The organism is Azohydromonas lata (assembly GCF_034427735.1).
Taxonomy (GTDB): domain Bacteria; phylum Pseudomonadota; class Gammaproteobacteria; order Burkholderiales; family Burkholderiaceae_C; genus Azohydromonas; species Azohydromonas lata.
Genome location: NZ_JAXOJX010000039.1, coordinates 17996 through 36756, shown reverse-complemented (window position 1 = coordinate 36756; position 18761 = coordinate 17996). Strand labels below are relative to the sequence as shown.

General features: G+C 70.8%; 17 protein-coding genes. 5 read left to right on the top strand and 12 right to left on the bottom strand.

Going from position 1 to position 18761, the window contains the following annotated elements:
- Entirely contained in the window at positions 1-693 is a 693-nt protein-coding gene (urtE, locus tag SM757_RS21380; RefSeq protein ID WP_322466986.1) for an urea ABC transporter ATP-binding subunit UrtE, read from the top strand.
- 317 nt (positions 694-1010) lie between these two features.
- On the opposite strand, the gene SM757_RS21375 is transcribed toward urtE, so the two are convergent.
- The 10 genes from SM757_RS21375 to SM757_RS21330 all read right to left on the bottom strand — a co-directional run bounded on the left by SM757_RS21375 (position 1011) and on the right by SM757_RS21330 (position 11699).
- Positions 1011-2402, bottom strand: coding sequence for a sensor domain-containing protein (locus tag SM757_RS21375; protein WP_322466965.1), 1392 nt, complete (start codon positions 2400-2402; stop codon positions 1011-1013).
- Between the two features lie 233 nt (positions 2403-2635).
- Positions 2636-3457 (bottom strand): urease accessory protein UreD, encoded by an 822-nt coding sequence (locus SM757_RS21370; RefSeq protein WP_322466964.1) that lies wholly within the window; start codon positions 3455-3457, stop codon positions 2636-2638.
- 96 nt (positions 3458-3553) lie between these two features.
- Positions 3554-4048 carry a nucleoside deaminase gene (locus tag SM757_RS21365; protein ID WP_322466963.1) on the bottom strand — a complete coding sequence of 165 codons (495 nt, stop codon included), beginning with the start codon at positions 4046-4048 and terminating at the stop codon, positions 3554-3556.
- Positions 4049-4086: 38 nt separating this feature from the next.
- On the bottom strand, positions 4087-4854 hold the full coding sequence (locus SM757_RS21360; RefSeq protein ID WP_322466962.1) for an ABC transporter permease: 768 nt from the start codon (positions 4852-4854) through the stop codon (positions 4087-4089).
- Between the two features lie 13 nt (positions 4855-4867).
- A complete protein-coding gene (locus SM757_RS21355; protein ID WP_066343444.1) occupies positions 4868-5680 on the bottom strand; it encodes an ABC transporter ATP-binding protein in 813 nt (270 codons plus the stop codon).
- A complete protein-coding gene (locus tag SM757_RS21350; RefSeq protein ID WP_322466961.1) occupies positions 5677-6726 on the bottom strand; it encodes an ABC transporter substrate-binding protein in 1050 nt (349 codons plus the stop codon). The genes SM757_RS21355 and SM757_RS21350 overlap by 4 nt, the downstream gene beginning before the upstream one ends.
- Positions 6727-6891: 165 nt before the next feature.
- Positions 6892-8121, bottom strand: coding sequence for a M20 family metallopeptidase (locus SM757_RS21345; protein ID WP_322466960.1), 1230 nt, complete (start codon positions 8119-8121; stop codon positions 6892-6894).
- Between the two features lie 26 nt (positions 8122-8147).
- A complete protein-coding gene (uraD, locus tag SM757_RS21340; protein WP_322466959.1) occupies positions 8148-9899 on the bottom strand; it encodes a 2-oxo-4-hydroxy-4-carboxy-5-ureidoimidazoline decarboxylase in 1752 nt (583 codons plus the stop codon).
- A 5-nt stretch (positions 9900-9904) separates the two neighbouring features.
- Positions 9905-10852 carry an allantoinase PuuE gene (gene puuE, locus SM757_RS21335; RefSeq protein WP_066341362.1) on the bottom strand — a complete coding sequence of 316 codons (948 nt, stop codon included), beginning with the start codon at positions 10850-10852 and terminating at the stop codon, positions 9905-9907.
- Between the two features lie 94 nt (positions 10853-10946).
- A complete protein-coding gene (locus SM757_RS21330) occupies positions 10947-11699 on the bottom strand; it encodes a GntR family transcriptional regulator (protein ID WP_066341360.1) in 753 nt (250 codons plus the stop codon).
- Positions 11700-11942: 243 nt separating this feature from the next.
- On the opposite strand from SM757_RS21330, the gene uraH reads away from it, so the two are divergent.
- The 4 genes from uraH to SM757_RS21310 all read left to right on the top strand — a co-directional run bounded on the left by uraH (position 11943) and on the right by SM757_RS21310 (position 15393).
- Complete coding sequence (gene uraH / locus SM757_RS21325) at positions 11943-12299, top strand: hydroxyisourate hydrolase (protein WP_322466958.1); 357 nt, start codon at positions 11943-11945, stop codon at positions 12297-12299.
- A 70-nt stretch (positions 12300-12369) separates the two neighbouring features.
- Positions 12370-13335: a Bug family tripartite tricarboxylate transporter substrate binding protein gene (locus SM757_RS21320; RefSeq protein WP_238455903.1), complete on the top strand. Its 966-nt coding sequence runs from the start codon at positions 12370-12372 to the stop codon at positions 13333-13335.
- Between the two features lie 182 nt (positions 13336-13517).
- Positions 13518-14537: a porin gene (locus SM757_RS21315; protein ID WP_322466957.1), complete on the top strand. Its 1020-nt coding sequence runs from the start codon at positions 13518-13520 to the stop codon at positions 14535-14537.
- Between the two features lie 148 nt (positions 14538-14685).
- On the top strand, positions 14686-15393 hold the full coding sequence (locus SM757_RS21310) for a haloacid dehalogenase type II (RefSeq protein ID WP_322466956.1): 708 nt from the start codon (positions 14686-14688) through the stop codon (positions 15391-15393).
- 34 nt (positions 15394-15427) lie between these two features.
- Here SM757_RS21310 and SM757_RS21305 read toward each other — a convergent pair whose 3' ends face one another.
- A complete protein-coding gene (locus tag SM757_RS21305) occupies positions 15428-16120 on the bottom strand; it encodes a hypothetical protein (RefSeq protein ID WP_322466955.1) in 693 nt (230 codons plus the stop codon).
- Between the two features lie 133 nt (positions 16121-16253).
- On the bottom strand, positions 16254-18530 hold the full coding sequence (gene pbpC / locus SM757_RS21300) for a penicillin-binding protein 1C (protein WP_322466954.1): 2277 nt from the start codon (positions 18528-18530) through the stop codon (positions 16254-16256).
- Positions 18531-18761 lie beyond the last annotated feature (231 nt).

The following is an 18761-nucleotide window of genomic DNA, read 5'->3' as shown; positions in this document are numbered from 1 at the left end:
ATGCTGCAGGTCGAGGGCCTGAACCAGTTCTATGGCGGCTCGCACATCCTGCGCAACGTGGCCTTCCAGGCACGGCGCGGCGAGGTGACGGTCATCCTGGGCCGCAACGGCGTGGGCAAGACGACGCTGCTCAAGAGCCTGATGGGCGTGGTGCCCATCAAGAGCGGCAACGTGAAGCTGGAAGGGCAGGACGTCTCGCGCGCCGCGCCCTACGAGCGCGTGCGCGCCGGCATGGGCTACGTGCCGCAGGGCCGGGAGATCTTCGGCCGCCTCACGGTGGAAGAGAACCTGCGCATGGGCCTGGCCAAGCTGCCCGGCGGCACGCCGGTTCCGGCCGAGCTGTTCGAGCTCTTCCCCGTGCTCAAGCAGATGCTCTCCCGCCGCGGCGGCGACTTGTCGGGCGGCCAGCAGCAGCAACTGGCCATCGCGCGGGCGCTGGCGGGGGGGCCGAAGCTGCTGATCCTGGACGAGCCGACCGAAGGCATCCAGCCCAGCATCATCAAGGACATCGGCCGGGTGATCCGCCGCCTGGCCGAGCGCGGCGACATGGCCATCCTGCTGGTGGAGCAGTACTACGACTTCGCCGCCGAGCTGGCCGACCAGTACCTGGTGATGGAGCGCGGCGAGGTGGTCGCCCGCGGCGCGGGGCGCGACATGGAGGCCAACGGGGTGCGCAACCTCGTGGCGATCTGAGCCGCCGGCGCGGGCTTTTCCACGTCCGCCCGTGGTGCGAAAGCGGGCGTTTTCGCATCGGTGCTTGAGGCGATGACGTTCCTGCCGCCGTTGCGGGGGCATCGATGCACCCCTGCGGTGCGCCCATGCTGGAACGGGGCTTGCTTTTTGAGGGGCCTCGCCCGCGAAGGCGGGCATCCACGCGCCTTCCGTCAATTGGAAACCGGTCCTCAAGAAGGTCCGGGGACCCACCGGTTCAAGGTAACAGTTCAGCAGCTTGTGTGGGTGTCCGCCTTCGCGGGCGTGCCACGCCGGCCCGGCACCGGCTCAGCAAGGGTTCAGCGCCTGGGCAACGCGAGGTCGGCGAAGCTGAAGAAGCGGTTCTTGCCCGCCTGCTTGGCGCGGTACATGGCCTGGTCGGCATGGCGCAGCAGCGCATCGGGCTCGCCGTCATCCTCCGGGAACAGCGTGAAGCCCAGGCTGGCCGAGATGCATCGCTCGCAGCCCGCGACGTGCAGGGGCGCGGCGATGGCCTCCAGCACGCGCTGCAGCAGCGCGGCGCAGGCCGGGCCGCCATCCAGCCCCTGCAGCAGCAGCACGAATTCGTCGCCGCCCAAGCGCGCCAGCGTGTCGCCCGCGCGCACGCTGCGCTGCAGCCGCTGCGCCACCTCCACGAGCACGGCGTCGCCCGCCTCGTGGCCCAGCTCGTCGTTGATGGCCTTGAAGCCGTCCAGGTCCAGGTAGCACACGGCCACCTGCTGGCCACTGCGCCGCGCCTGGGCAAAGGTCAGGGCCATGCGGTCCGACAACAGCACGCGGTTGGGCAGCCGCGTCAGCGCGTCGTAATGGGCCAGGAACTTGAATTGCGCCTCGGCGGCCTTGCGCTCGGTGATGTCGCGGCACGCGGTGAAGGCAAACCACTCGCCGCGCAACTGGAGCGCGGTGGAAGACACCTCCACCGGAAATTCCTCGCCGCCCTTTGTGCGGTGCACGGTCTCGAACGGCGGCATGCGGCGTTCTATGCAGCACTGGAAGTGGGCCTGGACCATGGCGTGGTCGTAGTTCGGGTCGATGTCCGGGATGCCGAGCTGCAGGATTTCCTCCCGCCCGTAGCCCAGCCGCTCGCAGGCGCGGCGGTTGGCGTAGCGGATGCGCGAGTTCTGGTCCAGCAGGATGTGCGCGTCGCTGGCGTGCTCGCTGAACAACTGGAACTTGCTGAGCTCGGCTTCGGATTCCTTGCGCGCCGTCACGTCGTGGACGATGGAGTACAGCCGCTGGCCCTGCGGCGTGCTCAGCGGCCCGCTGTAGACCTCGACGTCGCGGACCTCGCCGCTGGCCAGCCGGTGGCGGAAGTTGAAGTACAGCCGCTGCTCGGCGCGGGCCTGCGCCATTTCCCGCGAGACTTCCGCCGGCGGCAGGGTGTTGATGTCGCAGATGCGCAGCGCCAGCAGTTGCGCGCGGGTGTAGCCGTAGAAGTCGCAGGCGGCCTGGTTGGCGTCCTCGATGCGGCCGGTGGCCGGGTCGATGATCAGCTTGACCGAGCGGTTCTTCTCGAACATCTGCCGGAAGCGCTGCTCGCTGTCCCGCAGGGCCGCTTCGCTTTGCCGCAGCCTGCCCGCGGCGTCGGCACGCGGGCCCCGCCGCAGCCGCCCAGGCGCCGTGGCCGCAGGGCGGCGACGCGTGGTGCCGTAAGCCGGTTCCGAGACCGGGCGACGATCAAGCTTGGACATAAACCGAAATACAGCCGTTTTGATCACGGGTGAGCCGGCTGCCGAGCCGCACTCGCCCCGTCCCGCCGTCCCGCCGTCCTGCGCCTGGCCGCGCCATGCCGGTGGCCGGTGCCGCGGTGCAAGGTGGTGCCTGGACATCAAAACTCTATCCAGCACGGTCCGGTGATTTGTTGCGCCAGTAAAAACTCTGTTGCCTTCGCGCGGGGACGGGCTGGGCCGGGCCCGCGGCGGCCTCAGGTACGCCACACGCGCGGCGGGCAGGGCGGCAGTTGCCAGGCGCTCTCGCGCCAGCGCATCCACACCTGCTGCAGCAGCCGCTGCGCGGGCTCCACGCGCGCGGCCAGCATGCGCAGGACGACCACGCGCGGCGAGGGGCTGGTGACGCCGGCGCGGGGTTCGCCCTCGCACAGCGCGCGGCCGGCTTCGAGCAGCGCTTCGCGCAGCGCGGCGGGCAGCGGCTGCGCCGAGGCGAACCACAGCGTGGCCAGCACGCGCTGCCCGGCCCAGCCCAGCGGGCTGTCCAGCAGCCGGGTGTCGGCGGCGTCCAGGTGGCCGCGCTCCAGCCACACGCCGGGCAACTCCATGTGCTGCAGGAAGCTGCCGCGGCGCCACGGGTCGCCCGCGGCGGGCAGGCCCAGGGCGATGACGTCGCAGCCCATCATCTGCGCCTGGTCCTGCAGCTCGAAGCGCAGGTGGTTCTCGGCGCGGCAGGCGTCGTGGGCGATGGCTTCCAGCGGCAGCCACTCCAGCCGCGCGTCGCCCTGCAGCGTGGCCTTGACCGACTGCAGCGCCGTCTCGCCCGCGCTGCGGTAGAAGCGCGTGGCGCCGGGCGTGGTGAGCAGGGCGTGGGTGCCGGGTTCGAGCTGCAGGCTCAGGTGCAGCTCGTCGCCGCCGGCCACGCCGCCGGGCGGGTGCACCAGCACGTGGTGGCAGGTGCGCGGGCCTTCGGGGTAGAGCCGCTGCAGCACGCGCAGCGGGCCCTGGTGGCGGTCCAGCGCGGTGGTGCGCTCGTTGTCGCGGAAATAGCGGATGGAGAGTTCTGCGTGCCAGGCCATGCGGCGGGACATCGGCCGCGGCGGGCCGGCGTCGGGGACGTCAAGGAAAGGCGCAAGTGTCTCAGACGCACGGGCCGCCCCCGGGGGGCGGCGCCGTCAGCGCGTGCGCCAGAAGTCGCGGTGCAGGGCCGCGATGTCCTCGCGCATCTGCGCCACCGGCCCGGTGACGGCGATGGGCTTCTGGCCGCGGCTGAAGACCTCGCGGCAGGGCAGGTCCAGCGTGGGGTTCTCGGGGTGGGCGCCGGTGAGCGCCAGCAGCTCGCGTTCGCTCATGCCGTAGAGCAGGCCGCCGATGTGGGCCCAGTACTGCGTGCCCGCGCACATGGCGCAAGGCTCGACGGTGGTGACCAGGGTGCAGCGCCAGAGGAAGCCGGGGTCGAAGCGCTCGGCCGCCTCGCGCGCCAGCACGGCCTCGGCGTGGTTCACGCTGTCCACGTTGCCCTGCTCCATGAGCACCTCGCCATCCGGCCCTGCCAGCAGCGCGCCAAAGGGATGGTGGCCGCGGGCCAGGGCGTGGCGGGCGATGTCGTTGGCGCGGCGCAGGAGGTGCAGCGCGAGGTCGGGGGTGAGGGTGGAAGCGGCGTGCGTCATGGCCCGATTCTGCGCAGGGCGCACACCGCCTTCAGGCATCAGCCCTGGCCGCGGTGCGCCCAGGCCGTGGTGCGCTTTTCCACCACCGCGAACAGCTCGTACATGGCCATGGCCATGACGCCCACGGCCAGCAGCCCGGCGAAGGCCAGGCCCATCTGCATGGAGCTGCCGGCCGACACCAGCAGGTAGCCGATGCCTTCGTTGGCGGCCGTCATCTCGCTCACCGTCGTGCCCACGAAAGCCAGCGTGATGGCCACCTTCAACGAGCCGTAGAAGTAGGGCAGCGAGCGCGGCAGGCCGACCTTGAGCAGCACGTCGCTGCGCCGCGCGCCCAGCACGCGCAGCACGTCTTCGAGCTCCGGCTCCAGCGTCGCCAGCCCGGTGGCGATGTTCACCATGATCGGGAAGAAGCTGATCAGGAACGCCGTGAGCACCGCCGGCCCAACGCCAATGCCGAACCACACGACCAGGATGGGCACGAAGGCCGCCTTGGGCAGCGCGTTGAAGCCCGTCATCAGCGGGTACATGGCGTTGTAGGCCAGGCGCGAGCTGCCCATGAGCGCGCCCAACAGCACGCCCACCACGATGGCGATGGCAAAGCCCACCATCGTCACCCAGAAAGTGCGCCAGGCGTGGGCGAGGATGGCTGCGTGGTGCTCCCAGGCCTGCTCTGCAATGCGCGCGGGGCTGGGGAAGACGAACTCGCTGACGTCCAGGGCCATGCACAGGCCCTGCCACAGCAGCACGGTGGCGAGGAGCAGCAGCCAGGGCGCGGCGGCTTCGAGTTTCTTGTCCAAGGGGGTCATGGCGTGGTGCTCCTCACTGGGCCAGCGCCGTGCCGCTCTTGCGCATGGCGCCGATGTGGCCGCGCAGCTCGTGCACGATGTCGGTGAAGGCGGGGGTGTAGGTCACTTCCAGGTCGCGCGGGCGCGGCAGCTCGATGTCGCGTCGCACCACGAAGCGGCCCGGACTTTTACTCATCACGTACACCGTGTCGGCGAGGAAGACGCTCTCGCGCAGGTCGTGCGTGACCAGGATGACGTTGAAGCCGCGCGCGGCCTGCAGGTCGCGCAGCGTGCACCACAGCTCCTCGCGGGTGAAGGCGTCCAGCGCGCCGAAGGGCTCGTCCAGCAGCAGCATGCGCGGCTCATGGATCAACGCACGGCAGATGCTCGCGCGCTGCTGCATGCCCCCCGACAGTTGCCAGGGAAACTTGTCCTCGTAGCCGGCCAGGCCCACGCCTGCCAGCAGCGCGCGGGCCTTCTCGCGGTACTCGGCGCGGTGGGCGCGGAAAGACGAGCGCCAGGGCTCCACGATTTCCAGCGGCAGCAGCACGTTGTCCAGCGTGGTGCGCCAGGGCAGCAGGCTGGGCGCCTGGAAGGCCATGCCGGTGATCTTCAGCGGCCCGCTGACCTCCTGGCCGTCGATGACCACCGTGCCCTTGCTGGGCCGGCGCAAGCCGGTGGCCAGCTTCATGAAGGTGCTCTTGCCGCAGCCCGACGGGCCCACGATGGCGATGAACTCGCCCTGGCGGGCCTGCAGCGAGATGTCCTCGACCGCGTACTGGCCCTGGGCCAGCAGCGCGTCGTTGTAGGCCAGCCAGACCTGGCGGAACTCGACGAAGGGCTTCACTTCCTGGCCGCGGCGAAGATGTTGCGGTCGGCCGCGCTGGGCAGGAAGGCGCCGTTCCACACCGCCGTGGCATCGACGCGCGCCTTGGTTGCGTAGGCATCGGAGACCTGGCTGGCCATGAGCGACAGCCGCGCCGGGTTGACCTCGCCGAAGCCCTCGGCCTTGGCGTCGGCGGTGAGCACGGTCTGCTCCATGGCCAGCTTCAGCCGGCGCAGCTCCAGCGCCTCGTTGATGATGCCGTCGCGCGCCTTGACGGTGGCGATGGCCGCCTGCGGGTCGGCCACCACGTCCTTCACGCCGCGGGTGAATGCGCGCAGGAAGGCCTTCACCGCCTCGGGATTCTTCTTGAGGAACTCCTCGCCCGCGATGATGGCGTTGCCGTAGAGCTTCACGCCGTGGGTGGCGTAGGGGAGGATGACCGCGTCCTCCGTCTTCACGCCGCGCGCTTCCAGGTTGAGCAGCGAGGTGAAGCTGAAGCCGGTGATGGCGTCGATGTCGCCGCGCACCAGCATGGTCTCGCGCAGCGGTGGGTCCATGCTGGTCCAGGCCACGTTCTGCACCTGGTTGGCCTTGGCGAAGATGGGCCAGCCGCGGCGGCCGGCGTCGAACACCGGGGCGCCCAGCTTCTTGCCGTTCAGGTCCGCGGCCGTCTTGATGCCGCTCTTCTTGAGCGCCAGCACCGCGGCGGGCGTGTTGTTGTAGACCATCATCACCGCCACCGGCTTGTTGGGCGCCGTGGGGTTGTTGGCGTGGAACTCCATGAGGGCGGCCAGGTCGGCAAAGCCCATGTCGTAGGAGCCCGACGCCACGCGGGTGACCGCGCCACCCGAGCCGTTGCCGGCGTCCACGGTGACGTTGAGCTTCTCGGCCTTGAAGTAGCCCTTGGCCGCGGGCGTGAGGAACAGGGCCGCGGGGCCCTCGAAACGCCAGTCGAGCTGGAAGCGTACGTCGCGCTCCTGCGCCAGGGCCGGAGCGGCCACGGCGCACGCCAGGGCCAGGCCGGCCAGGCGCGTCAGGACGAAACGGCGGGAAGGGGTCGGGATCATGAGGGCTCCGGTATGCGGTTGTGTATGCAATCGCATGATCCGTGCCCGCATGTACGCGCGGCGCGAGGTGGCGGCCGGACAGCCACTGCAGCGTGCGCGCCCCGCGGCGGCACGCCGCGCACCAGGGCGGGCCAGGGCCGGCCCAAGCCTGGTGCGCGGGGCAGGTCAGCTCAGCAGGTCGAGCAGGCTGCGGGCCACGACCTTGGTGGCGCGGCGCAGGTCTTCGAGGTCCAGGCGCTCGTCGTTGCGCTTGGCGTGGCTCTCCAGCACGGTGCGCGGGCCCGCGCCGTAGATCACGGCCGGGATGCCGTGCTCGCAGTACAGGCGCACGTCGGTGTAGAGCGGCGTGCCGGAGGTGGGAATCTCTTCGCCGAACACCTCGCGGCCATGCTGCTGCAGCGCATGGACCAGCGGCGCGTTGCCCGCCAGCGGCTGCAGCGCGCGGGCCAGCAGCATGCGGCGGATGTCCACGCCGATGCCCGGGAAGCTCTGCGCGGCTTGGGTGATGACGCGGCGGATGTCGGCCTCGACCTGCTCGGGGTTCTCCTCGGGGATCATGCGGCGGTCCAGCTTCAGCACCACCTTGCCCGGCACCACGTTGGTGTTGGTGCCGCCCTCGATGCGGCCGACGTTGAGGTAGGGGTGGTTGATGCCCGGCACCTGCGACGTCACCTGCTTGTAGAGCCGGTTCTGCTCGTACAGCGCGTTGAGGATGGTGACGGCGCCCTGCAGCGCGTCCACGCCGGTGTCGGGAATGGCGGCGTGGGCCATCTTGCCCTGCACCGTCACTTCCATCTGCAGGCAGCCGTTGTGGGCCGTCACCACCTGGTAGCTGAAGCCTGCCGCCATCGCGAGGTCGGGCTTGGTCAGGCCCTTCTTCTGCAGCCAGCCCGGGCCCAGTTCGCCGCCGAACTCCTCGTCATAAGTGAAGTGCAGCTCCACGCCGCCTTTGAGCTGGTTACCCAGCGCTTCGAGCGCGCGCACGGCAAAAGTAAAAGTGGCGAAGTCGCTCTTGCTGACGGCGGCGGCACGGCCGAAGAGCTGGCCGCCTTCGATCTCGCCGCCGTAGGGGTCGTGGGTCCAGCCTTCGCCGGGCGGCACCACGTCGCCGTGGGCGTTGAGGGCGATGGTGCGGCCGCCGTCGGCATAGCGGCGGCGCACGATCAGGTTGGTGATGCTTTCCAGGCCGCCGGCCTTCACTTCCTCGACAGGGACGGCGTGCTTTTCGGCCTCGAAGCCGAAGCCCGCGAGCAGTTGCGCGGTGCGCTCGGCGTGCGGGGCGTTGTTGCCGGGCGGGGTGTCGGTGGGGACGCGGACCATCTCCTGGAGGAAAGACACCTCCTCGTCGAAGTGGGCGTCTATCCAGGCGTCGAGCTGGGCGTAGGGCTTGGTCATGATGATGTGGTGGCTTGCTGGCGGTCTTACTGCAGTTGCGCCAGCAACTGGTTGAAGGCCTGGACGCACAGCTCGGCGTCGTCGTTGGTGATGGTTTCCAGCGGGTTGTGGCTGATGCCGGCGTTGCCGCCGCGCAGGAACAGCATGGCTTGCGGCATGGCTTCGTGCAGCTTCATGGCGTCGTGGCCGGCGCCGCTGGGCATGCGGAACACGGGCAGCCCAAGCGCCTGCACGGCCTGCTCCCAGCGCTGCTGCCACTCAGGCGCGCTGGGCGCTGCGGCGGCGCGCAGGGTCTCTTCCAGTTTCAAGGCCACGCCGCGGCGCTCGCAGAGGCGCTGGGCCTCGGCGCGCACGTCGGCCAGGCAGGCGTCGCGCACCTCGTTGGTGGTGGCGCGGATGTCCAGGCTGAAGCGGCAGCGGCCGGGGACGACGTTGATGGAGCCGTTGGGCACCTCCAGCATGCCCACCGTGCCCACGAGGTCCGGCACTTCAGCCGCCCGCTTTTCCACGTACAGCAGCAGCTCGGCCACGGCGGCTGCCGCGTCGCGGCGCTGGCCCATGGGCGTGGTGCCGGCGTGGCTGGCCTGGCCGGTGATCTCGCCCATCAGCCGCACGCTGCCGTTGATGGACGTGACCACGCCCAGCGGCAGGTCCAGCGCGTCCAGCACCGGGCCCTGCTCGATGTGCACTTCCACGAAGCCGAGATAGCGGGCCGGGTCGCGCTGCAGCGAGGCAATGTCCTCGGTGCGCAGCCCGGCGTCTTGCATGGCCTGGCGCATGGAGACGCCGCTGGCATCGGTCTGGTCCAGCCAGCCCCAGTCGAACTGGCCGATCAAGGCGCCGGAGCCCAGGAAGGTGGCCTTGTAGCGCTGGCCCTCTTCCTCGGCGAAGCCAACCACCTCGATACCGAAGGGCAGCCGCTGGCCGGCGCGCTGCAGCAGGCGCACGCAGGCCATGGGCACGAGGATGCCCAGGCGCCCGTCGTACTTGCCGCCGTTGCGCACGGTGTCGTAGTGGCTGCCGGTGAGCAGCCGCTTGGCCTGCGGGTCGCTGCCGTGGTAGATGCCCACCACGTTGCCCACGGCGTCAATCGTCACCTCGTCGAAGCCGCAGCCCTCGCGCATCCACTCGGCCAGGCGCGCGGCGCAGGCGCGGTGCGGCTCGGTCAGGTACGTGACGGTGAGCGCGTCGGGCAACTCGCTGAACTCGGCCAGCGATTCGGCCCAGTCCCACACCAGGTTACCCATGGTGGGCGTGAAGCCGAACTTGTCGTTCAGCCGTATCTCGGCGATGCGGTGGATGTTGCGCAGCGCCTCGGCGAACTCGAAGTCCGGGTGGTTCATCAAGCGCCGCTCGAAGGTCTCGATGATCTGCCAGCGGTTGAGCCCCGCGCCGCGCGGCCCGCGCACGGCCAGGATGAAGGGCCAGCCGAACTTGGCGTTGTAGTCGGCGTTCAGGCGCTGCAGCTTGTCGAATTCCGCGGGCGTGCAGTCGGTCAGGCCCGCCTTGCCCTGCTCGTTGGTGGACTCGGCCGTGAGCGACTGGGCCACCATGGCCTTGCCGGCGAGCTCCGGGTGGGCGCGGATGAGGCCCAGTTGCGCCTCGCGCCCGGCTTCCTGCAGTACCTCCACCAGCGCGCGTTTCAGGTGCGCGAGGCTGGCGAAGGGGCGGCGGTGCCAGGCCTTTTCGGCGATCCAGGGCGAGTGCTCGTAGGTGCCGTCCAGCAGCTCGGTGAACTGCGCCTGCGAGGCGGCATTGAGGGTGTCCAGCGTCAGCATGGCGTTCACTCCCACACGAAGGCCGTGGCCGCGTCGAAGGGGTGGTAGGCCTTCCAGTGGCGGGCGATGTCCACGCGGCGCGCGACCCACACGCGCTCGTGCTGCTGCACGTGGTCCAGGAAGCGCTGCAGCGCGCGCATGCGCCCCGGGCGGCCCAGCAGCCGGCAGTGCATGCCGATGCTCATCATGCTTGGCCGCTCGTCGCCCTCGGCGTAGTGCACGTCGAAGGCGTCGCGCAGGTATTCAAAGAACTCGTCGCCGTGGCTGAAGCCTTGCGGCAGCGCGAAGCGCATGTCGTTGCAGTCCAGCGTGTAAGGGACGATCAACTGCGGCGCCAGCTCGCCGTCGGTCTTCCTCACCTGCAGCCAGAAGGGCAGGTCGTCGCCGTAGTAGTCGCTGTCGTACTCGAAGCCGCCGTAGTCGGCCACCAGGCGGCGGGTGTTTGGGCTGTCGCGGCCGGTGTACCAGCCCAGGGCGCGCTCGCCGGTGAGCTTCTCGATGGCTTCCATGCCCAAGCGCATGTGCTCGCGCTCGGTGGCCTCATCCAGGTTCTGGTAGTGGATCCAGCGCCAGCCGTGGCAGGCGATCTCGTGGCCCAGCTCCACGAAGGCGGCGGTGACCTCGGGGCAGCGCTGCAGCGCCATGCCCACGCCGAAGATGGTCAGCGGCAGACCGCGGCGCTCGAACTCGCGCAGGATGCGCCACACGCCCACGCGCGAGCCGTACTCGTAGACGCCTTCCATGGAGAGGTGCCGCGCGGGGTAGGCCGCGGGGTTGAACATCTCGGAGAGGAACTGCTCGCTGCCGGCGTCGCCGTGCAGCACGGAGTTCTCGCCGCCTTCCTCGTAGTTGAGGACGAACTGCACCGCCACGCGGGCATGGCCGGGCCAGCGCGCATGCGGGGCGTTGCGGCCGTAACCGGCCAGGTCGCGGGGGTAGCGGTTCGTGCTCATGTCTCGTACTGCCTTTGCTTGTGGGGTGTGTCTGCCCGCTGCGGGGGCAGCGGGCCTTGGGCGGGGGAGAAGGAGGCTGAAGCGGGCCGGGCCGTCACTCCAGCGGCTGCAGCGCCAGCGCGAGGTCGCTGGCGCGCGGGTTCAGGCGCAGGTTGCGCTCGACGTTGCCCAGGTGCTGCTCCACGAGCTTGACGGCCGCGCGCGCGTCGCGGCGCTCCAGCGCGTCCACGATGGCCACGTGCTCGGCCTGCGAGTGCTCGGCCGAATGCGAGCTCTGGTACATCAGGCTGATGAGCGAGCTGCGCGAGAGCAGGTCCGTGAGCATCTGCGCCAGCACCTCGTTGCCCAGCATGCGCGCCAGGATGACGTGGAAGTCCGCCAGCAGCCGGGTGCGGCCGGTCACGTCGGTGCGCGTGACGGCGGTGCGCTCGGCCTTGAGGTGGGCGCGCAGCTCGGCGAGCTGCGCGTCGGTGATGCGCGTGCACAACTGCCTGAGCATGGCGCCTTCGAGCATCTTGCGCACCTCGAACACCTGGCGCGCCTCGTCCACGCTGGGCTGCGCGACGAAGGCGCCGCGCGCGGGCTCCAGCGTCACCAGGCGGTCGCGGCTGAGCTGGTTCAGGGCCTGGCGCACGAGGGTGCGCGAGACCTTGAAGATGTCGGCAATCTGCTGCTCGGCCAGCTTGGTGCCGGGCATGAGCCGCCGCTCCACGATGGCCGTGGTGATGGACTCGGCGATGCGCTGCGTGGCGCTGGCCTCGCTGCGCGCGGACGGTTGGGCGGACGCCGCCGCCTTGGCCTGGGCGGCGGGGGCGACGAGCTGTAGCGGGCTGCGGCTGCGTGGCATGGTGTCTCGAAAAAGGTTGTTCTGATGCGGCGAAGTGTAGGCCGTCACCACATCAGTGCTTGCGGTCTGTGCGCCAAAGTGTATACAGTTTGGCGTGCATTCGCAGCGTGCAAACCCGCAGCATGATGGTATGCACCAATTGCGATTTGCCATGCGCCAGGGCGGTGCGCTGCGCACCACGGCAAGCCGGCAGTAGCCGGCGCAGCCCTCAGGGCCTTTCAATCATCAGCCAGGACGACAACCATGGGAAAACTCAGCACCCACGTGCTCGATACCGCCAACGGCTGCCCCGCCGCGGGCATGCAGGTGACGCTGCTGCGGCTGCTGCCTGAAGGCGGCACGCAGGAGTTGCGCCGCCTCACGCTGGACGCCGACGGCCGCGGCGGCGGCCCGCTGCTGGAGGGCGAGGCGCTGCAGGCCGGCCGCTACCGCCTGGTGTTCTCGGTGGCGCCGTATTTCCGCGCCCGCGGCACGGAGTTGCCTGCGGTGCCCTTCATCGACGAGGTGCCGCTGGACTTCGGCATTGCCGACCCGGCCTCGCACTACCACGTGCCGCTGCTGGTGAGCCCCTGGAGCTACAGCACCTACCGCGGTTCCTGATCCGGCCGTTCAACGTTGCTGGCGCATGCCTTGCGTCAAGGGCGGCTTCCGTTGTGATGGAGGACAAGCCATGTTGAAGATGCGTCGTCGTGCCGTGCTCGCGTGCACGCTGCTGCTGGGCCTGCAGGCCGGCGCGGCGCAGGCCGCGTGGCCGGAGAAGCCCGTGCGGCTGGTGGTGACCTTTGCCGCCGGCGGCGCCAGCGACATCGTCGCGCGCGCCATTGCCGATCCGCTGGCCCACGCGCTTGGCCAGCCGGTGGTGGTGGACAACAAGCCCGGCGCCGGCGGCACGATTGGCGGGTCGGAGGTGGCGCGCGCGCCGGCCGACGGCTACACGCTGCTGCTGTCCAACTCCACGCCGCTCTCGATCGGCCCGTGGGCCGTGCCGCGCCAGCCCTACGACCCGGTCAAGCAGTTCACGCACGTGGCGCTGTTGGGCGTGGCGCCGGTGCTGTTCATGGCCAATCCCAAGAGCGGGCCCGCCTCGCTCAAGGACTTGCCCAAGGCCGCGGCCGCGCCGGGCTACACCTTCGGCAGCGGCGGCCCCGGCTCCATCGGCCACATCGTGGGCGAGATGACCAAGGCCGCCATGAAGCTGCAGATGACGCACGTGCCCTACCGCGGCGGCGCGCCCATGACCACGGACCTCATCGCCGGCACCATCCCGCTGGGCATAGACGTCATCACCGCCTTCGTTCCCATGGTCAAGGCCGGGCAGATCAAGGCCCTGGCCGTGAGCACGCGCGAGCGCTCGCCGCTGCTGCCCGACGTGCCCAGCGTCACCGAGCTGGGCCTGCCGCAACTGGTGGCGGAGAACTACTTCGGCGTCTCCGGCCCGGCCGGGCTGCCCAAGGACGTGGTGGACAAGCTCTCCAAGGCGTTGGCCGACATCGTGGCCGACCCGGCCACCGTCAAGCGCTTCGCCGAACTGGGCATCACGCCGGCCAAGCCCGGCGGCGAACCCTTCGCCGCTTTCGTGGCCCACCAGGTCTCGGATTGGGCGCCGGCCATCAAGGCGGCCGATCTCAAGCCCTGACGACTTAGCGCAAGGGCCGTGCAATCCGCAGCCTCGAAAATCGTATACACGCGACCCGTTACGGTGCACGCAAATTGGCACACAAACTGCATGAAGCGGTTCCCTGGCCGGGCCGCTTGCGTGGCGGGTCGGCGCTTGCATTACCCATAACCCCCACAACCCATTACCCCCCGAGGGACTCCATGAAGAAATTTTTTGCTCGCAGCGGCCTGGCTCTGGCCGCGTTGATGGCCTGCGCCGGTGCCGCGCAGGCGCAGAGCACGGTGCAGCTGTACGGCCTGGTGGACCTGTCGGCCGGCCGTTACCAGGACCCGGGCGCGAAGTCCATGACCAAGATGCAGCCTGGCGGCATGACCACCAGCTACTGGGGCCTGCGCGGCAAGGAAGACCTGGGTGGCGGCCTGTCCGCGGTGTTCGCGGCCGAAGGCTTCTTCCTGGCCGATACCGGCGCCAGCGGCCGCTTCAACGGCGACGCCTTCTTCGCGCGCAACGCCTACGTGGGCCTGAGCAGCGCCTCGCTGGGCACCGTGCAGTTGGGCCGCAACACCACGCTGCTGTTCGTCTCGACCATCGTCTACAACGCCTTCGGCGACTCCTACACCTTCTCGCCGACGGTGCGCCACGTGTTCCTGCCCTCGGCCATCACGGCGCCGGTGACCGGCGACAGCGGCTGGAGCGACTCGGTGCTGTACACCTCGCCCAAGCTGGGCGGCTTCAAGGCCAGCGTGCTGGCCGCGGCCGGTGAGAAGGTGGGCCATCGCAACGTGAGCGCCGGGCTGAACTACGACGTCGGCAACTTCTCCGCCGTGGCCGTGTACCAGGACGTGGAAAAGGACATCTCCACCGCCTTGAAGGTGGACGACACCCGCACGTGGCAGCTCGGCGCCACGTATGACTTCGGCGTGGTCAAGGTGTTCGCGCAGCACACGCAGGTCGAGAACCGCTCCGTGGCCGGCTCGCCCAAGAGCAAGCTCAGCGACGTGAGCGCCGCCATCCCGCTGGGCAACGGCAAGGTGCTGGCTGCCTACGGCCTGCTCAACCGGCCCGGCTCCGCAGACCAGAAGACCTTCAGCCTGGGCTACGACTACTTCCTGTCCAAGCGCACCGACGTCTACGTCGCCGCCATGAGCGACAAGGACGAGGCCAAGGCCACCTACACCACCGCCAAGAGCTACGGCGTGGGCATCCGCCACCGCTTCTGATCGGCCCCGCGCCCTTCAGCCATCAAGCCCGCCTCCGGCGGGCTTTTTCTTGGGTGCCTGCCTTCAAGCCGGCAGGGCTGGCGGCCTGCGGCACACTGGTTTCCCCACGTTTGCGCCAGGCCGCCAGCGCCTGCGAGAGGAGACCGTCATGACGCAAGTTCAAGCCCTCGTGTTCGACGTGTTCGGCACGGTGGTGGACTGGCGCGGCAGCATCGCCGCCGACCTGGGCGCCTGGGGGGCGCAGCGCGGCATCGCCTGCGATTGGGCCGCGCTGGCCGACGACTGGCGCGCTCGCTACCAGCCGCAGATGCAGCGCGTGCGCAGCGGCGCCGTGCCCTGGACGGTGCTGGACGCGCTGCACCGCGAGGCGCTGGAAGAGCTGCTGCCCAAGTACGGCCTGCAGCACCTGGACGAGGCGGACCGTTGCCACCTCAACCGCGTCTGGCACCGCCTGAACCCCTGGGCCGACGTGCGCGAAGGGCTGCGGCGCCTGAAGTCCCGGTACGTCATCGGCACGCTGTCCAACGGCAACGTGGCGCTGCTGGTGAACATGGCCAAGCATGCGGATCTGCCGTGGGACGTGGTCTTTTCCGCCGAGACCTTCCATGCCTACAAGCCGCTGCCGCAGACCTACTTGGGCGCGGCGCACATGCTGGACCTGCGGCCGGGTGAGCTGATGCTGTGCGCTGCGCACAACGACGACCTGGCGGCCGCCCGCGCGCAAGGGCTGCGCACCGCTTTCATGCCCCGGCCCACGGAGTACGGGCCGTCGCAGACGAAGAATCTCGGCCCCGAGCAGGACTGGGACGTGGTGGCGTCGGATTTCGTCGATCTGGCGCAGCGGCTGGGGGTGTAGGGCGCGGCCGGCGCCGCCGCGCCGGCCCGGCCCCTTACCGCGCGGGCATTCCCGGCAGCCCCATCAAGCGCGCCACCGGCTCGGCGCCGCTGCCGTCGCAGTGCATGTAGCGCAGCACCTCGCCCATGCGCTGCCATTGGCGGAAATGGTCCTGGTAGAGGTTTTGCACGCGGTAGGCCTGGGCCTCGCCGGACAAGGTGCTCTGGCAACTGGCGAACAGCGACTCGCCACGCTGCAGGAACTGCAGGTGGTGCACCAGCTCGTGGACGATGAAGGACTGGTCCGTCGGGTCGCGCATGTCCAGCGTGTCGCGGTAGAGGATGTGGCGCCGGTCGGTGTCGTACACGGCCACCAGCGACTCGCAGCCCGCGGGGCGGTCGTCGCAGACCGTCCTGGCGATCTCGCGCTGCGGCAGCGGGATGAAGCGCGGCAGCGCCTCGCCGGGCGGGTTGGGCAGGCCTGAGAGCCGGCTGGCCCAGGCCAGCAGGTCCGCGGCCAGCACGGCGTCTATGGCGGCATGGCGGGAGGCCGCGGCGGGCGGCATGCGCGAGGCCGGCGCCAGGGCGGGGGCGTTGGCCGCCAGCGGCCGCAGGCGTGGGGTGTTGTTTTGCGTGGAGCCCGTGGCGTGCGCCAGCAGCAGGGGCAGGAGCAGCGCTGCGGCGGTCCGCCACCGCCACCGCCGCCGCGGTGCAAGCGTGGTGGGGAATGCCGTGCCGTCTTCGACCATGGGCTGCTCCTGGTACAGACGGCACTAGCAATAGCCCGGCCCACGGCGCCTGTCGTCCCTCGGGATGAGGCATGCGGTCACCAACGGTTGCTTAACAGGCGCGGCGTGGACGGCGCCTGCCGGCCCGCCGCGCTCAGCGGCTCACGCGAAACGCCACGCGCTGCCAGCGCCCCTGGCCATCCAGCACCGTGAGCGTGTGCGTGCCGGGCTGCTCCAGGCGCAGCGTCACGGTTTCGCCCACGCGGCTGCGCTGCTGCTGCACGCCGTCCAGCAGCCAGTACAGCGGCTCGCGCGCGGGCACGTCGCCCTGGGCCGAAACGCTCAGCTCCACCGCCGCGCGCCCCGGCACGGGTTTGAGCACGGTGCCGGCTTCCAGCCCGGCGATGCGCAGCGCGCTGCCGCCGTCACCGCAATCGCCCGCGCCGCCCTGCACCCAGGGCGCCAGCGCCAGCGGCCAGCGTGCCACGGGGGTGCCGTCGCTGCTGTCCGCGCAGCCCGGCCCAAGCAGGCCGCCGCTGCGCTCGCGGTCCGGCAGGGTGGGCGGCGCGGCGCCGTCCAGCATCCAGCCCGTGCGCTGCACCAGGCAGTGGCGTGGCGCCGTGGCCTGCGCGCTCAGGCCCAGCGGCCAGCAACTGCGCAGCGGCGCCACGCCGGGCGGGGGCGTGCGTTGGCCGGTCGGCGCCTCGGCCTCCGGCAGCAGGGCCACGATGTCCTGCAGCAGCGGCGCAGCGGTGTTGGCGCCGAAGAAGCCCGGGTTGGGCGTGCCGTCCGGCCGGCCCACCCAGACGCCCACCGTGTGCTGGTCTGTCACGCCCACGGCCCAGGCGTCCCGGAAACCGAAGCTGGTGCCCGTCTTCCAGGCCAGGCGCCGCGTGCCTTCGGTGAAGGGCCGCTCGGGATGGCCGCCGCCTTCCAGGATGTCGCGGACGATGAAGGCCGCCCCCGCGCTCATCAGCCGCGCCTCCACGCGCGGCGCGCCGGGCGTGAGCCGCGGCAGGCCGGACAGGCCGCCGCGCGCCAGCGCGCGGTAGGCGCCCACGAGCTCCTCCAGCGTGGTGCCCGCACCGCCCAGGATGAGGCTGAGGTTCGGCTCCGCCCCCGGCGCCATGCGCAACTTCAAGCCGCCTGCGCGCAGCACGGCGGCCAGGCGCTGCGGCGTCAGCCGCTCCAGCAGGTCCACCGCCGGCACGTTGAGCGACTTCTGCAGTGCCTCGGCCACGCTCACCGGCCCGCTGAAGGACGCCTGGAAGTTGCCCGGTGCGTAGCCGCCGAAGTTCTGCGGCGCATCCACCAGCAGGCTCTCGGAGTGGATCAGCCCCTCGTCCAGCGCCAGCGCGTAGAGAAAGGGTTTGAGCGTCGATCCCGGCGAGCGCACGCCGCGCGCCATGTCCACGTGCGCGGCACGGCGCGGGTCGGTGAAGTCGGCCGAGCCGGCGTAGGCCAGCAGCTCCAGCGTGTCGTTGTCCATGACCAGCACGGCCATGGACACGCGCGGCGGCAGCGCATCGACCCGGTCCAGCAGCAGCCGCTCGACGCCCGCCTGCAACTCGGCCGACAGCGTGGTGCGCAGCACGGTGGCGGCGGCGCCTGGCCTGGCGGCCTTTGCGGCGGCGCGAGCCTGGGTGCGCACGCGCTCGGCCGCCAGCGGCGCCAGCCACTGCGCGCGCAGCGGCTGCACGGCGACCTTTTCCATGCGGGCGTCGGCGACGGTTCGAGCATCCCAGACGCCTACGTCCAGCAGCCGCTGCAGCACCTTGTCGCGTGCGGCTTGGGCGGCGGCCGGGTCGCGGTCCGGGCGCAGCCGCGAGGGCGCCTGGGGCAGCGCGGCCAGCAGGGCGGCTTCCGCCGCGCTCAGGTGCAGCGCGGGGCGGCCCAGGTAGCCGCGGCTGGCCATCTCCACGCCCTGGACGATGCCGCCCATGGGGGCGCGGTTGAGGTACAGCGTCAGGATCTCGCGCTTGGACAGGCGCAGCTCCAGTTGCAGTGCGCGGGCCATCTGGCGCAGCTTGGCGCGCAGGCTGCGGCTGCCGGCGCCGGGCGGCGGCGGGTCCAGGAGGCGCGCGACCTGCATGGTCAGCGTGGAGCCGCCGGAGACGATGCGCCCATGCCGCAGCCACTGCGCCGCCGCGCGCGCCAAGGCGACCGGGTTGACGCCGGGGTGGAGGTGAAACCAGCGGTCCTCGTAGCCGAGTACGGCTTGCAGGTAGAGCGGGGAGACGCTCTGCGGCGTGACGGGCTGGCGCCAGATGCCGTCGGCGTCCGGCCAGGTGCGCAGCGGCGTGCCGTCGCGCGCAGCGACCACGGCGCCGGGGGCGTCGCGGGGGATGGGCGGCGGGAAGGCCAGATCGAGCGCCAGCAGCACGGCGAGCAGGGCGGCCAGGGTGAGTTCGAGGCGGCGCAGTCGGCTCATGGCGCTTTGCCGCCCGCCGTGAGCCGATGAGCCTCCACCGAGACTTCGCCATCCCCGCGAAGGCGCACTGCGGTTCGGGAAGCGTCCTGGGCGCCGGCCGCAAGCCGGCGAGGCTCCCCTACTACTTCGTCATGCCCGCGAAAGCGGGCATCCACGAACACCGGGGTGTGGTTTTCGAACGGCATCGCCCAGGGGTGGCGTCGGCGCGCCAGCACCCCGGCTGGCGTGGAT

Bases quoted from the DNA above. Each gene is read 5' to 3' on its own strand.
- urtE (WP_322466986.1), top strand. From the start codon at position 1: ATGCTGCAGGTCGAGGGCCTGAACCAGTTCTATGGCGGCTCGCACATC.
- SM757_RS21375 (WP_322466965.1), bottom strand. From the start codon at position 2,402: ATGTCCAAGCTTGATCGTCGCCCGGTCTCGGAACCGGCTTACGGCACC.
- SM757_RS21370 (WP_322466964.1), bottom strand. From the start codon at position 3,457: ATGGCCTGGCACGCAGAACTCTCCATCCGCTATTTCCGCGACAACGAG.
- SM757_RS21365 (WP_322466963.1), bottom strand. From the start codon at position 4,048: ATGACGCACGCCGCTTCCACCCTCACCCCCGACCTCGCGCTGCACCTC.
- SM757_RS21360 (WP_322466962.1), bottom strand. From the start codon at position 4,854: ATGACCCCCTTGGACAAGAAACTCGAAGCCGCCGCGCCCTGGCTGCTG.
- SM757_RS21350 (WP_322466961.1), bottom strand. From the start codon at position 6,726: ATGATCCCGACCCCTTCCCGCCGTTTCGTCCTGACGCGCCTGGCCGGC.
- SM757_RS21345 (WP_322466960.1), bottom strand. From the start codon at position 8,121: ATGACCAAGCCCTACGCCCAGCTCGACGCCTGGATAGACGCCCACTTC.
- uraD (WP_322466959.1), bottom strand. From the start codon at position 9,899: ATGCTGACGCTGGACACCCTCAATGCCGCCTCGCAGGCGCAGTTCACC.
- puuE (WP_066341362.1), bottom strand. From the start codon at position 10,852: ATGAGCACGAACCGCTACCCCCGCGACCTGGCCGGTTACGGCCGCAAC.
- SM757_RS21330 (WP_066341360.1), bottom strand. From the start codon at position 11,699: ATGCCACGCAGCCGCAGCCCGCTACAGCTCGTCGCCCCCGCCGCCCAG.
- uraH (WP_322466958.1), top strand. From the start codon at position 11,943: ATGGGAAAACTCAGCACCCACGTGCTCGATACCGCCAACGGCTGCCCC.
- SM757_RS21320 (WP_238455903.1), top strand. From the start codon at position 12,370: ATGTTGAAGATGCGTCGTCGTGCCGTGCTCGCGTGCACGCTGCTGCTG.
- SM757_RS21315 (WP_322466957.1), top strand. From the start codon at position 13,518: ATGAAGAAATTTTTTGCTCGCAGCGGCCTGGCTCTGGCCGCGTTGATG.
- SM757_RS21310 (WP_322466956.1), top strand. From the start codon at position 14,686: ATGACGCAAGTTCAAGCCCTCGTGTTCGACGTGTTCGGCACGGTGGTG.
- SM757_RS21305 (WP_322466955.1), bottom strand. From the start codon at position 16,120: ATGGTCGAAGACGGCACGGCATTCCCCACCACGCTTGCACCGCGGCGG.
- pbpC (WP_322466954.1), bottom strand. From the start codon at position 18,530: ATGAGCCGACTGCGCCGCCTCGAACTCACCCTGGCCGCCCTGCTCGCC.